Below are 16,203 nucleotides of genomic sequence, written 5' to 3'. Positions count from 1 at the left end.
TGTATATTATATATTAAATAATTGATTCATTAACTAATTCGTATTCGTTATCGATTAGACAATATAGCATTTTTACATTAAAAACATAAATTAATAAGTTTTTAACATTCTCATTTTGAGCACGTACAAACACTTCATCTAAAGCACTTAAAACATCAATATTTTCTTTGATTTCAATAACTTTAACGAACATATCTTCATCATCATGAAGGTTTGAATATAAAGCATCACATCAATGAGCATTTAAATCAATTTCACGTTTTGTAAAACCTTTTTTACTTAAAGCTTCATTAGCTAAACTTAATTGATGATTCTTAGAGAAAATCATATTTTTATTACTATTTCCTAATTCATTAAAAATATTTTTATTTCCTGTTTCATCAAAATAATCTAATAAGTTAAATAATAGTGCTTGTTGGCCAAAATTACGAGCATTTCGATTAATAATGTAATCTAATTTTAATGAATTATAAGTAATGTTTTTCTTTGTAATTTCAGAAGGACGTCCATACACTGTTAAATCATTGATTAGTGTTTCAAATCCTGATTCATCTAAGGCTTTAAAGACCACGAATGTAAAGAAGTCTACAAAGAATAATTGTGATTCATCATCTAATGGAACTTGTGTTTTTGAAGCATGTTTTTTAAGATCTAATAAAAGTGTTAATAATTCAGTATTTTTTTCACTATAGTCTAAGAAACGATATAAGGAATTAACAAAGAAAGGAAATTTTTGTAATAGCTTTCTTGTATTTACATTAGCAATAATTGATAATTGATAGAAAATAAAGTTCATCAAACGACGACCACTAGTTTTTGTTTTATAACGATCTAAACGAACAACATTAGTTTTTTCTGGATCAATAATGTTTCTAAAAATCTTTCGTTCATCTAAATATTTAAAACCACTTGCGTCAAAAATCACAGTGTTATTTAATTGATTTAAAGTCTTAAAATACTTTAGCATTTTTGGATATTGTTCACTATTAATATCAACAACATCATAGAAGAAGGAATAATTGTTTTGAACAACTAGTTTGGAACGCTCTAAAAATCGTGAATAAAAGGTAACTTTAGCATTAATTCGCTCTTCTGAATTCCCATCTATAAAGTATTTATCATAGATTCGTTTAAAACCTTCAGTCATGTTTGAAACAATATAATTTCGTTTGTTATTTTTTAAACTACTAAATAAGGCCACAAAAGCAGAAATAATAACAGCAATTACCAAAGAGAATAATAAACTTAAAAAAGCAATATATCCACTTTTACCTCATAAATTAATAATAGCATCACCACGTAAGAAAGTAACTGAGATCAAAGGCACAGCCAATGTTGTACCCAATGTACTAAAAGCAGTTAAAACAGGCATTAAAAAAATTTTTGAACGTGATGTAATTTCACGATCAGCAAATGCTGAGTTAATTTCTTCAATTTTTTTAACAACAGTATTCAAACGACGTTTTTTTCATCAATTAATTAAAGGACTATTTGAAGGCAAATTTTTAAAATTTTCTAAACTAGCATTTGATAGTAAGAAATTTTTAATATCATTAATACATTGATCTTCTGTTGCGCTTGAAATTGATGATCAATTAGGAATTTCAACATCCATTAAACTAATTAAATCATTCATTAGTTTATAAGAAGCGTTTTCTGGAACACCATATAAAGCAACAACTCTTTTATTTTTTGACACCAAGGTTTTGGTTAATTTTTCGATTTCTAAATCAGATAAATTATTTCGCATATAAAGTTGATTTACCTACTCAATTTATGTTAATTACACGTTATTTAATTATACAACTTTAAGAGCTAGTTATTTTTTAAAATGCAAGCTATAATTTTTGATTGAACTTACAAAAATAAGATTGATAATTTGATATTAAAACTTAGTTATTTTTAGTTAAAATAATCTTATTACAAAAAACGAGGGATTTATAAGTATGAAAAAAGCGATTAAGCAAAAATTAATGAATCTTGTTAATTTAAATCCACATGATTCAATTATTTTGACAAGACTTTCATCATCAAGAAATATTGATTTATTTAAATATATTAAAAAAGAAGATTTAATTAGTTTTGTTAATGGTGAAATTAGTTACATCGAATTAAATGTTGGTAAAAATTTAAATTTATTTGAAGAAAGTTTAAAAAATTCTTTAAATATTGGTGAATTTTTAGAAATTTTAGTAAATTACAATGTAAGTTTACCAGATAATAAAATTAATTTATTACAACGTGATTTTCATGCAAATAAGAAAAAAGTTATTCCATTAGCGATTGAACAATTATTAGCATTTAGAAAAAAATTCATTTCAATTAATCGATTAGCTAAAAATTATTTTGAAGATACAACTGTTTGACCTCTTTACTTTGCTTTTAATTTCTTAAAAGGAAAGTTATTACCAAATGATGCTTTTAAATCACCATTAACTTTATTTAAAGTTGAAATTCGTGAAGAAGCTGACAAAATCTTTATTGCTAAAATGCAAGATGAACCAATTGTTAATGAAAAAATTCAAATTTTCTTAAAAAAAGGTTATCAAGATTTCAAAGTTGAAACAACTGAATTATTAACAAATTATGAACTATCTTCAACAATTAAAATGATTGAAGATATGACTGGACAAAAAATTAGTGTAAATGAAAACGAATTTGTTCCTTTTATGAACGAAAACGAAGCCCAAATTTTAGATCGTTATACAACTTTTGAAGTTGAACCATCAGCAATGTTGGGATTATTTGAACCAGATGGTGGAGCACTAAAAGCTGATCTACATAAAATTATTGAAATGGATGTTGATCCATTCGAATCAGAAAATGAAGGTTTAAATAAACCAGTTGAATATTATGAAGAAAAAGTAATTAAAGAACAAGCAGTAGTTGAAATTGGTCGACCTTTAAATATTTTTCAAAAATATGCAGTTGCATCATCACTTTCACAAAACACTTTAATTTATGGTCCGCCTGGAACAGGTAAATCTGAAGTAATTGCTAATATTATTTTTAATGTTTTACTAAAAGGTAAAAGTAGTTTACTAGTATCAGAAAAACGAGCAGCTTTAGATGTATTAACAGAAAGAATAGGTTCACTTTCACAATTTGCTTTATATGTTTATGACTTAACAAATAAGGAAACTTTTTTTGAAAAAATTTCTAATTTAAATGATTTATTGGGAACACAATGATATCGTGAACAATCACGTTCAACAAAAATTAAAGAAATTGAACCAATTAAATTTACTCCAGAAGAATCAATGTTCTTTAAAAATTATGAAGATTGAAATGCTGAATTATTACATTTAGTTAAAAAACACTGAAGCATTGAAGACTATAATGATGGCATTTATAAAATGGATTATGCAGATTATATAGCAACTAAAAATGAATTAGGTGAACAAATTGTTAAAGAATGATTAACGCCACAACAATTTAATGATGAAAGCGAAAAACGTTCAACATTATTTGAAGAAATTAGTGCTATTTTTAACGAATATAATTTATTAAAAATAGAAGATTTATTTAGCGCTTATTTAAGATTTACTTCATTTATTAAAAAATACAAGCTAACAGATACTTATAGTTCAACAGAAATTTTAAAGCATTTAAAAATGATTACTAATAAGATTCAAACAAACGGTGAATTAGTAACCAAGTTTTTAATGCATTCAAATCGAATTACTAAAGACATTGATAATTATTACAATTTCTTAGCTGAACACAATCTTGAATCAAATAGTGTTTTTATAAATAAATCAATTCGTGATAAACGTATTTTTATTGATAAAATTGGTGATTATTTAAAATTCCGTAAAGATGTAATTGATAAAGATTTTAGTTTACAATCAAAAACAACACAACAACTAAACGAAATCATTGATATATGTGATAATTTCTTTACAAAACACAAGAAATTATTAGTTAAAAACGAATGATATGATTTTTTAGTTAAAAATAAAGATCGTATTTCAGCATTTTTATCAGTTTACAACAATGCTAGTGAAGAAAATAAACAAATTATTTTTGCTGAATTCATTACTAATGGAACAATTATTAATAATTCAGATCCAAGTGATGAGTCAACATTAAGTTTAAAAGAAATTAAAACACGTAATCGTGATAGTCAAGAAGTTATTGAACTATTTGTTGATTTCTTAAATAATGTTGAATACTTAGCTAAGCCAAAAATGGATCAAATTGCTTCATATCGTGAGTTTATTAACCAAGATGTTGATTTCTTATCAAAACTACACACACTTGCTGAAATTTACACACCAATAATGCAAGATATTATTCGTGAATGATCATGATTATCATTACCATATATTAAAACCTTATATTTAGAACCATTAATGTTGTTTGATCTTGAAAAAGTGGGCAAGATTATGAAACATGTTTCAACATTAATTACACACGAACAATTTAAGAAATTAAAAGTTGTTGTGTTATGAGATGAAATTACACACATTATCCCAATGTTTTCTGAAACTAAAGGACGTTTATTACAAGACATTATTGTTCAACTAAGACGCGAATCATCACGTTCAGCAAGAATTGTTGGTGAAATTGTTTTCAAAAAATACATTAATAATTTACGAAATTATTTAACAAAATTACCTCAACAAGAAAAAGATGAAATTACAAATGCTTTACGAATTGCTTCATCACGATCATGACCTTCAATTTCACGTTATTTATCAAAATATTACAACGCTTTAAAACGTTTATTCCCAATTTGAGTTGCACGACCAGATAATGTTGCTTCTTTAATTCCATTAGTTGAAAATGAATTTGATTATGGAATCTTTGATGAAGCATCCCAAATGACAATTGAACGATCATATCCAATTGTATATCGTTGCAAAATTAAAGTTGTTTCAGGGGATGATAAACAATTAAAACCTACTTCATTCTTTATTAATAAATTAGTAGATAGCGATTTTGAAATTGATGATTTTGATAAAGTAGATTCATTATTAGAACGTGCTAAAACTTCATGATGAAATGAATATCATTTAAAAAACCACTATCGTTCTGATTCAAAAGAATTAATTGAATTCTCAAACAAGTATATTTACAATAATAATTTAGAAGTAGCAACACGTCAGGGTGCTTTTGAAAAAGGAATTGATGTTATTAATGTTAATGGAGTTTGAGAAAAAGGTAATCCATTAGAAGCAGAACAAACAATCGCAATTTTAATCGATAATTGAAAAAAATATGAAAAGATTTTAATTGTCACATTTAATGCTGTTCAAGCTAGTTTAGTAGAGAACTTACTTTTTGAACGAATGAGTATGTTTGAAAAAGGGTTATGCGATAAGATTGAAAATAATGAAATTGTGATTACTAACCTTGAAAATGTTCAGGGTAATGAAGGTGATTTAGTTATTTTATCAATTGCTTATGGTCCAAATCCAGAGGGTAATTTACGTAATAACTTTGGTCCACTTAATGCTAAAGGTGGAATGAATCGTTTAAACGTAGCGATTACTCGTGCTCGTAAGAAAATGATTGTTATTAAATCACTTTATGGCCACCAAATTCAAGTTTCAAATCTTAATAACCAAAATGCTTTAACATTTAAACGTTTCATTGAATACATTGATCGAATTAATGGTGAATTAAGTATTAGCGATACACTTGAAAGTTTAGAACAACAAACTTATTTAGAATTTGATAATGATTTAGTGAAAGAAATTTATAGTGAACTAACAAAGAAATTATCAAATAAATACCAAATTTTCCCAAATTGAAATATTGGAACTAAAAAAATTGATTTAGTAATTATTAAAAAAGAAACTAAAGAAATTGTAAAAACTATTTTATTAGAAACATGAAAAGAAAATCGTAGTGTTCAAATTATGTTTGAAGATATTGATCGTCAATATTTTTTAGAAGATCGTGGCTATTCAACTTATCGAATTAAAGAGTATGAATGATATATTGACAAACATAAAATTGTGTCACGAATTAATGATTCATTATCATCAAATAACAATAGTAATAAAATTGATTATGTACTATGACAACAAAATAATTTTTAATTAATTAAATACAATTTAAATAAAATACTAAGGAGATTTCTAATTAAATTAAGCCTTAGTATTTTTAGTTTTAAGTTATAATGCGAATATTTAAATATTGGTTATAATTATTAAATCAAGTGTTTTTAAAATCCTTAATTACAATTGTTAGTGTAACACATAGAGTATGATATGACGTTTCTATTACATTCCAACAACAACTAGATAATAATGAATATTTAGATGGAAAATATAAATACTATTAAACAATTAAATACCTCAATCAGGAGCTATTTTTATTTTAAATTTGTTCCAAAATTCGCACTTCAAATCAAAAAAAAAAAAAAAGAACGGTTTTTATTAATCACAATATGTCAAAATATATAATTTGTTCATGAAATTAAATAACAAAAAAATATTATTAAAGCTAATGTTTTTACCATTAACATTAGTTCCTATTATTAGTATTATTGCTTCATGCAATTCTAATAAAACAAAAAAACAAACTCAACAACCTATTCCTAAACAACCTTTAGAACCATCTCAACCCAAACTTACACCAAAACCTCCAAAAAATGAAATTACTAAAGATGATCGTTCACTAAAAGAATTGCAATCAACAATTGAACAATCACAAAAGTTTTTAGATGAAATTAAAACTAATCAAGACTATGAAGAAATAGCTAAATCTTTAAGTCAACAAATTAATAAAGCAAAATTAATCAATGAAAAAACAAGTAAATCAATTATTTTAGAAACAAATCAAAATCTATTAAAAGCTTTAAATGAAGCAAAAACAAATATCCTAATTTTTGATCAAAACAAATCTTTTGATCAATTACAAACTAATATTACATTAACTTCTAAGTTAGTTTTTTTAAATGATTCACTACATTTAATTGAATTTAAAAAAGAAATTACTGCATATCTTGATGAAACTAAAAAAGTAAATAAACTATCAAATGTTTCACAAAATGATCTAGAAAAAAACATTAGTAAAATTAATGAATTAATTAATAAATTTACAAAAATAGCTAATAAAATTGCTTTAGCATTAAATAGTATTTTTGATACAAAAGATCAAAAATCAATTATTTTTAAATTTAAAGATAGTATATTAAAAAATAATTTTATTAATAAAGCTTTTGAAAAATTTCCAGATAATAAATTTAGTGAATTTGCAAAACAGTTTGATGAATGAACAATAAATTTTTCTAAATGAAGTAATTGAGATAAAACGAAACAAAGCTTTGCAGAATATTTAGATTTTTTAATTTTAAAATGAAAAGATTTACAAACCAAAACACTTACATTTATTAATTTCTTTGAAGATGCATGTTTAAAATACTATAAATGAAAAGCTATAGATCCATTAGTAAAAACATTTAAAAATTTAGTTAGTGAAAAACAAAGAGAAGAATTTACACTTCGATCTCAACAAATTATTCCTTATTTTCCTAAAGAAATAAAATCAGCTATATTTTATGACATTGTTAACTTTTTTGATGAACAAAATAAAGATCCAAAATCATTTAAAAATATGATGAATAAAATTGTTAGTGCAACACATAAGCTTTGATATGATGTTTCTATTGCATTCCAACAACAACCTTAATTATGAATATTTAGATGAAAAATAAATAAAATATTTAAATGCTTTAACAAAGAGGCATTTTTTATTTAAAATTTATAAAAATCGTTTATTAATCATTAAAAATTTGTTCCAAAACTCGCACTTTAATCAAAAAAAAAAAAAAAAACAAGAATATTTTTTATTAATCACAATATGTCAAAATATATAATTTGTTCATGAAATTAAATAACAAAAAAATATTATTAAAGCTAATGTTTTTACCATTAACATTAGTTCCTATTATTAGTATTATTGCTTCATGCAATTCTAATAAAACAAAAAAACAAACTCAACAACCTATTCCTAAACAACCTTTAGAACCATCTCAACCTAAATTTACACCAAATCCTAAAAAAGACGAAGTAGTTTTAGATAGGGTTTCATTTACAAAAGACAAAAAGAAACCAAACGAAGCAGTAGTTTCATTAATTTTTAGTAAATTAGAATTAGCAGATGTTGGCAAAAAATTATTTAGTTTAGAGATTACTAAAAAAGATAATACTAATCCAATCAAAGTAAATGATTTAAATTATGATGAAGCATCTAAAACATTAACTAGTAAATTAAATAATTTAGCAAAAGGAGAATATAGTATTTCTAAACTAACTTTAAATGGTAATGAAATTAGTTTAAATGATATAGTTAAAAATAATAAATTATTAATTGAAGACCAAGAAAATAGTGGAAATGGTGGCAACGAACAAAAAATTCAACCTTCAAAACCAAATTTACCAAAAAAAGAAGATGCAATTACTTTTACAGATAATTCAATTCATTTTAGTCAAATGACAAGTACAGAAATTGAATTAAAAATTGGTATTAACAAATTATCCTATGCTGATGAAAACAATAAAAATTTTGAACTAGAATTAATTAATTTAACAACACAAGAAGTTTTTAAACCAAAAAATTATAAATTAAATGGTAATTCATATACTGCAACTTTTAGTGACGAACAATTATTAACTCCAGGGTCTTATTGAATTAAAAGCTTTAAATTAAATAATAAAAATTATGAAATTGATTATTCTAAGTATAAAAGACTTTTAAACGATAGTTCTACATCTCTTGAAGTTCCTAGCATTTTTGATGCAAAAGTAGATAATGTTGTTTTAAAAAGTTTAGAAGATTATAAGACTACTTTTGAAATTAATTTTTCAAGCATTGAAGTATTATATAATAAAAATGAAGATTCATCGTCAACAGAAATTACTTTAAATTTAATTTCAAAATCAAGACCATCAAAAAGAATTTTTGGATCAACAACATTTGATCCAAAAACTAAAAAAGCTTCAGTTAAAATTAATCCATCATTTTTTGACCTTGAAAATAATGAAAAATTTAATATTAATTCTATTACTATTAATGGAGAACAATTAAATTTAAGTGAAAAAATTAAAAATCTTGAGTTTACTTTAAATAAAACTGCTAATAACTTAATCTCTTAATTATGAGGCATTTTTTTTATTATGAATAAAAATATGTTTGACTCTTATTTCATTATATTAAATGTTTAAATAATAAAATCCTTATTGATTATTTCCAATTTGTTCCAAAACTCACACTCCATCAAAAAAAAAAAAAAAAACGCCCCTGTTTTTTATTATTTGTAATTTGTGTAAACATATAATTTGTTTATGAAATTGAAGAACAAAAAAATATTAATAAAACTAATGCTTTTACCATTAGCATTAGTTCCTATTGCTAGCATTCTTGCTTCATGCAATTCTAATAAAACAAAATATAAAATAGAAGTTTTAAAACATGTTTTTAAGACTAAAAATAATGGTTATTATATAGCATATCAATTTGATGATTTAAGCACTAATGATAAAACTAAACTAGAAAAAGTGTCATTTTCATCAAGTATTATTAATCAGTTAAACCAAAGAATCGCTTTTAATGTTGATACAAAAGCAATTATTAAAGACAATAAAATTTATATTCGTCTACCTCAACAACCACAAGCTAATCAAAAGATCATTGTTAATTCAAGTCATGATTTTATTGCTGTTAGAATTATTAACACAAACGATTTAATTATGGAATTTGTTGATTTAGAATTAAAAGAACAAAATCCTCAACCTCAGCCACAACCAATACCTCAACCTACACCCAAACCAACCAATCCTAAATTAGATCCTCAACCTACTCCTATACCACCAATCGTTGAACCAGAACCAATATGAAATCCAATAATAAATGATTTAACAACTAAACAAGAAAATAACGATCTTAATAATCAAACTCTAAAAGCTAATATAAAATTTGAAGATCATACTTTCTTAATTGATAAAGAGCAAATTGCTAATATAAACGAACTTTCAAAAGCATTTTATTTTGAATTCACTAAAAAAGATAGTAGTGAAAAGATTAGTTTTAGTGGCAATGAAGCTAATGAAATGATTAATATTAACGATATCAAAACAAATAATGAAAAATTGTTTTTAAGTCAATTTTCATTAAACTTTTTATTATCAAAAATTCCACAACACAAACAAGGAATTTATCATTTAACTAAATTAACTTTTAATAATCAAGAAATTAATTTAGAAGATAGAATTAGAAATAAAGAAATTAACTTAATTGCAAAAACTAATCCAACTTTACCACAAAAAGAAGATTTAATTGTTTTATCAGATAATTAAATTCATTTTAGTCAAATAACAAGTACAAAAATTGAATTACAAATTGGTATTGATACATTAGCATATGTTAATGGAAATCATAAGGATTTTGATTTAGAATTAGTTAATTTAACAACAAGACAAGTTTTTAAGCCAACAAATTATACAATAACTAACAATAAGTTATATACTGCTGAGTTTAGCAACAAAGAATTATTAACTCCTGGATTTTATAAAATTAGAGCTTTTAAACTAAATAATAAAGAGTATGTCATTGAAGATTCTAAATACAAAGGATATTTAAATAACAATTCTACATACCTTGAAGTTCCTAATATTTTTAATGTAAATATAAATAATGTTAAGTTAAATACTCTAAAAGATAACAAAGCTACTTTTGAAATTGATTTTTCAAGTCTTGAAATGTTATCTAATACAAATTTATCATCAACAGATATTGCTTTAACTTTGAACTCAAAAAATGATCAATCAAAAATAGTTTTTGGTAATGCAACATTTAATCCTAAAACTAAAAAAGCTTTATTAGATATTAATTTATCAGTTTTTGAGCTTGAAGATAATGAGAAATTTAATATTAAAACCATTAGTCTCGATGGAAAACACTTAGATTTAAATCAAAAAATTAAAGATCTTGAATTCAATTTAAATGAAATTAATAATTATTTAGTGTCAGCTAATCTAAGAAATGGTGGAAGAGAGAAAAGAAACTACCAAGAAACCATTTATTTAGATCTATTAATAAAAACTAATGACAAAAATTTGATAAATTTTTTTAAGAAAACAGATGTTAATTTAATAAAAAGATTAGACGATAATTTATCTTTTAAATTTATAGAAACAAAAAGTGGAGACATGTCTTGATATGGTAATGGTTGAAATATTCAATATTGCAATTTAGGAGATAACTATTTTTCTATTACTGTATCAATAACTAAAGATGATGTTGATGCTTTAATAACTAAAGATGGAAAGTATAAATTAAAAAATTTAGCATTAAAAGACAAGAAAATTAGTATTCCTAAAGAAATTGCTAATAAAATTTTTGAATTTAAATTTAATGAAGAGCCTTTAAACAATTTACCTCAAGATAAAAAAGAACCATGATTTGTAGGTAGTGTTAGTCAATTATTTAGTGAATATTTTGGTCGTTATTTTAGAGTTATGATTAAAAGTTGTCTTGATTATGATAAACAAGGATTTATTGATCGAGATTTAGAATTTACTAGTTTAATAGGTTCAGGATGAGAAATAGCTCAAGCATTAAATAATGATTTTAGTGTTGAATTTACAAAACAAAATACAAATGAAAAACTAGTTTATAAATTTAGTGATAAAGAAAAATGATTCTTTATTCGTAGAAATATTAGTGACAATTTATTAGTAATTGATTTTAGACCATTATTACCAAAAATACGTAAAGAACAACAAGGAATTTATTATTTAACAAAAATATCTTTAAAAAATTATGAAATACATATTCCAGATGTCATAACAAAAATACATTTAAATTTTAATGAACAACATATTGATACAGAAATTAATCAAATAAATGTTGTAGATTCTAATTCATCTACACAACAAGTTGATTTAACATTAACTTTTAATCCTCAAAAACCATTTAATTATTATTTTTTAGAAAACACAATTTATGATGATCCTAATAAATATAAAGTTAAAGACAAAACTTTTAAAGAACAATTTATTAAATTAAAATTAACTAATGTTAATGATCTTAATGAAACTTGAACAATTGCTCCTTTTGCTGAAGAATTTAAAAATTTTGTTAGTGTAACTAAAGAAAGTGCTAATGGTATTGATACTAAATATAAATTTAGTTTTGATTTAAGTAAATTACCAAAAGATAAACAAAAAAAATACAAAATTACTGAATTAATTATTGGACCAGAAGGGATTGAACCAATTATTTTAACAAAAGAAGTTTTAGATACTGAAATAAATTTAACAGTTAGAGCAAAATAAAAATAACAATCATTTTCCATCTTTTTAAGTTTTTCTAATATAATTATTATTAATGTATATCAAGGTTTTATATAAAAGGTGTGTTTACATCGTTTTATATATTTATATAAATAAAATTATATTTTTAATATTAGAAAAACCAAATTATAAGGAGTTAAGATGGAAAATGCCAAAAAAAGTCCTACATATGTTTATGCTTTAGGAGGACTAGAAGAAATTGGTAAAAACACTTATGTTGTTGAACATGAAGATGAAATCATTTTAATCGATGCTGGTATTAAATTTGCTAACGCATCTTTACCAGGATTCGATGGAACTGTTGCCAATTTTGAATACTTAATAAAGAATAATCATAAAATCCACTCATTAGTGGTTACACATGGTCATGAAGATCATATTGGGGGAATTCCTCATATTTTACGACACGTTAACATTAAAACAATTTATGCACCAACATTAGCTGCAAAACTAATTGAACGTCGTTTAAGTGAATATAAAGATATTAAACCACCACGAATTATTATTTTTGAAGATGAATCAATGTATAAAACTAAACACTTTGAAGTTGATTTTTATCGTGTATGTCACTCAATTCCTGATTCATTTGGAATTTGTGTTAAAACACCTAATGGTTATATTGTAACAACTGGAGATTTTAGATTTGATTTTGCAACAGCAGGGGATGAAACAAATCTAGCTAAAATATCACAAATTGCTAATCGTGGTATTTCAGTGTTAATGTGTGAATCAACAAGTGCTGAAATCCCTGGTTTTAGTGAAAGTGAACGTTATGTAATCGATAATATTCGTGATTACATGGTTAATATTAAAGGGCGTACTTTTATTTCAACATTTGCTTCTAATTTAGGTCGTGTTGAAGAGATTATTGCGATTGCTGTTGGTTTAAACAAAAAAATTTGTATTATTGGGAAATCAATGGAAGCCAATATTAAAACCAGTCGTAAACTAGGTTATTTAAATGTTCCTGAATCATCATTTATTACACATAAAGAATTACCTTTTTACAAAGATCATGAAATTGTGGTAATTCTAACGGGTTCACAGGGTGAAAAAATGGCTGCATTAAATGTTATGGCTAATAATAATCACTCAAAAATTACTTTAAAACCATCAGATACAATTATTTTGTCATCAAATCCAATTCCAGGAAACTATGCTCAAGTTGAAGCAATGGTTAATAAACTTTATAAACTTGGATTAACAGTTTATGAAAATTCACCAAATAAAAAAATTCATGCTTCAGGTCATGCTACACGTAGTGAACACCAATTAATGATTAAAGCGATTAATCCTTCATATTTATTCCCTATTCATGGTGAATATAAAATGTTCCGTGCCCTAAAACAAAATGCTGTGGATCAAGGTTTTGATAAAGACCATGTTATTATTGCAACAAATGGTCAAAAATTACAATTATTAGATGGTGTTTTAAGTCATAGTAATATTCATGTTGATGCTGAACCTAAATTTATTAATGGTTATGAAATTAGTTCTAAAATTAGTAAATTATTAAGCGAACGTGTTGTTTTATCAAGTGATGGAATTTTAAATTTAGTTTTAAATGCTGATTTTAAAAAAGCTAAATTAAATTCAGCTGTAAGTATTTCAACACGAGGTTGCTTTTTTGCTAAAGAATCAACAAATCTAATTAATAAAATTTCTAATGTAGCAAAATCAAGTTTAGAAGATGCATTAGCAAAAAAAGAATTTGATGAGAAAAAACTAAAAGAAATTGTTAGTGGTAGTGTTAAATCAATTGTTTGAAAATGACGTAAGAAAAATCCTATTATTAACATTACAATTATTAATAATGATTTAGTTGAACAATTTAGAAAAGATAACAATTATGTTGAGTTCATCAAACAAACTGAAGTTGAAGAAATTGAACAAGAAGTAGATATTGATGATTTAATTTCAAATGGTTTATAAGAATCATTAAAAACCTTAAGGAAATTGTTAAATATGCAATACAAAATGTTAGTTATTGATTTAGATGGTACTTTATTATCAAAAACAAAAAATATTAGTAAAGCTAATTTAGAAGCATTAAAAAAATATATTAGTTTAGGTGGTAAAGTTGTATTAAGTACTGGTAGATCATTAGAAAATACTTTAAAGATTGTACATTTAATTCATTATGAAATTAAAGAATTAATTGAATATATTTCATGCTTTAATGGCTCATATATTTATGATGTTATTAATGATCAAGTATTGTTTGAATCAATAATCAACAAAGATGTAGTTAATGAAATTTATGATTTTTCATTAAAAAATAATTTAGGATTTTGACCATATAATGAAAAATTCATGCAAACACATTTTTTAGATGTTTACAATATTAACTATAAATTACTATTACAATTACATCATACTAAAAGAAAAGTTTGTTTAAACCCAGTTTTTAATCGTAATGATAAGGTTTATAAAATTAATCTTTTACCTTCAAGTTTTACTAAAAAACTAAAACATTCTATTATTGATCAATTAATTGAAAAATTTCATGATCAAGTTAATATTTCGTTTACTTCAAAATATATTGTTGAAGTCACAAATAAAAATATCAATAAAGCTTCATCTTTACAATTTATTGCTAATTTATATCAAATTAATTTAAATGAGATTGCTACAATTGGCGATTCACCTAATGATATTCCAATGTTTGAAATAAGTGGATTAGCAGCTGCTGCAAGAACTAAATCTAAAGCCATTCTTGAACATGTTGATGTAATTATTAAACATAAAAACAATTCTAAATCAGTTGCATTATTTATTAATAACTATTTACTAAAATAAAAATTTAAAGGCGTTAAGTAAAAATACTTGACACCTTTATTTTTTTTGTTTATAATCTTATCGTTATTTTAATAATAAACAAACGAGGTGAAAATTTTGGTAAAGATTAGATTAACAAGAGTGGGGACACACAAAAAACCATTCTTTCGTATTGTAGTTATGGATGCTAAAGCAAAAGCTAATGGTGCATATATTGAAAATTTAGGTCATTATGATCCTGTTTTAGGAAAAGTAGTTTTAAAAAAAGAAGCTATTTTAGCACAATTACAAAATGGTGCTCAACCTAGTGAAACAGTAAAAAATATCTTATCACAAGAAGGTATTTGAAAAGAATTCATTGCTTTAAAAGATGCAAACAAAAAACGTAAAGTAGCTTTAGCTAAGGCTAAATAATTCATAACATAGATGAAAATATCAATTTTATCTTTATTTCCTGAATTATATGAAACATGGATAAACCATTCTATTATTAGTAATGCTATTAAAAATAATCAAGTTACGATAGAAATTATTAATTTTCGTTTATACACAAATGATAAACACAAAAAAGTTGATGATTATCAATATGGTGGTGGAGCTGGTATGGTTTTAATGATCGAACCAATTGTATCTGCCATTCGTGCGATTCGTACACCTAATTCATATGTGATTTTAACAACACCAAAAGGTCAAGTTTTTAATCAAGAATTAGCTAACGAATTTGTTAGTAAATATGATCATATTATTATCATTGCTGGTCATTATGAAGGTTTTGATGAACGTATTAATTATTACGTTGATGCCCAATATAGTATTGGTGATTTTGTTTTAACAGGAGGAGAATTACCTAGTATGGTAATTTCTGATGCTGTTATTCGATTATTAGATGGTGTTATTTCTTCATCTAGTTTAGAAAGTGAATCATTTAATAACTATTTATTAGATTATCCTGTTTATACACGTCCTGTTGTTTTTGAAGGACATCAAGTACCAGATGTACTTTTATCTGGTCATCACAAAAACATTGCTGATTTTCGTAAACAGCAACAAGAGATGATTACTAAAAAGAATCGTCCTGATTTATATCAAAAATATTTAAATAGCAAAAAGTAGGTGT

The 16,203-nt window shown here is 24.2% G+C and carries 10 protein-coding genes; 9 read left to right on the top strand and 1 reads right to left on the bottom strand.

The features are described 5' to 3' along the window. Positions 1-13: 13 nt before the first annotated feature. Positions 14-1,750 (bottom strand): hypothetical protein, encoded by a 1,737-nt coding sequence (locus UUR8_RS03315; protein ID WP_004026180.1) that lies wholly within the window; start codon positions 1,748-1,750, stop codon positions 14-16. Between the two features lie 196 nt (positions 1,751-1,946). Here UUR8_RS03315 and UUR8_RS03310 point away from each other — a divergent pair, with 196 nt between their 5' ends. The 9 genes from UUR8_RS03310 to trmD all read left to right on the top strand — a co-directional run bounded on the left by UUR8_RS03310 (position 1,947) and on the right by trmD (position 16,199). Then, positions 1,947-6,050: an AAA domain-containing protein gene (locus UUR8_RS03310; RefSeq protein ID WP_004026135.1), complete on the top strand. Its 4,104-nt coding sequence runs from the start codon at positions 1,947-1,949 to the stop codon at positions 6,048-6,050. 373 nt (positions 6,051-6,423) lie between these two features. Beyond that, entirely contained in the window at positions 6,424-7,644 is a 1,221-nt protein-coding gene (locus UUR8_RS03305; RefSeq protein ID WP_004025871.1) for a hypothetical protein, read from the top strand. A 194-nt stretch (positions 7,645-7,838) separates the two neighbouring features. Next, complete coding sequence (locus tag UUR8_RS03300; RefSeq protein ID WP_004025762.1) at positions 7,839-9,110, top strand: DUF1410 domain-containing protein; 1,272 nt, start codon at positions 7,839-7,841, stop codon at positions 9,108-9,110. 189 nt (positions 9,111-9,299) lie between these two features. Continuing rightward, on the top strand, positions 9,300-10,310 hold the full coding sequence (locus UUR8_RS03295; protein ID WP_230438566.1) for an MBA family surface membrane protein: 1,011 nt from the start codon (positions 9,300-9,302) through the stop codon (positions 10,308-10,310). 402 nt (positions 10,311-10,712) lie between these two features. Continuing rightward, positions 10,713-12,290: a hypothetical protein gene (locus tag UUR8_RS03290; protein WP_004025538.1), complete on the top strand. Its 1,578-nt coding sequence runs from the start codon at positions 10,713-10,715 to the stop codon at positions 12,288-12,290. A gap of 159 nt (positions 12,291-12,449) precedes the next feature. Next, the gene (locus tag UUR8_RS03285) at positions 12,450-14,240 is read left to right on the top strand and encodes a ribonuclease J (RefSeq protein WP_004025795.1); all 1,791 of its coding nucleotides are present in this window, start codon (positions 12,450-12,452) and stop codon (positions 14,238-14,240) included. A 33-nt stretch (positions 14,241-14,273) separates the two neighbouring features. Beyond that, positions 14,274-15,107 carry a Cof-type HAD-IIB family hydrolase gene (locus UUR8_RS03280; RefSeq protein WP_004025847.1) on the top strand — a complete coding sequence of 278 codons (834 nt, stop codon included), beginning with the start codon at positions 14,274-14,276 and terminating at the stop codon, positions 15,105-15,107. A gap of 87 nt (positions 15,108-15,194) precedes the next feature. Continuing rightward, positions 15,195-15,500: a 30S ribosomal protein S16 gene (rpsP, locus tag UUR8_RS03275; RefSeq protein WP_004026901.1), complete on the top strand. Its 306-nt coding sequence runs from the start codon at positions 15,195-15,197 to the stop codon at positions 15,498-15,500. A gap of 12 nt (positions 15,501-15,512) precedes the next feature. Continuing rightward, entirely contained in the window at positions 15,513-16,199 is a 687-nt protein-coding gene (trmD, locus tag UUR8_RS03270; protein WP_004026001.1) for a tRNA (guanosine(37)-N1)-methyltransferase TrmD, read from the top strand. Positions 16,200-16,203 lie beyond the last annotated feature (4 nt).

It is taken from the genome of Ureaplasma urealyticum serovar 8 str. ATCC 27618 (assembly GCF_000169535.1).
Taxonomy (GTDB): Bacteria; Bacillota_I; Bacilli_A; order Mycoplasmatales; family Mycoplasmoidaceae; genus Ureaplasma; species Ureaplasma urealyticum.
This window is presented reverse-complemented; position numbering and strand designations above follow the sequence as displayed.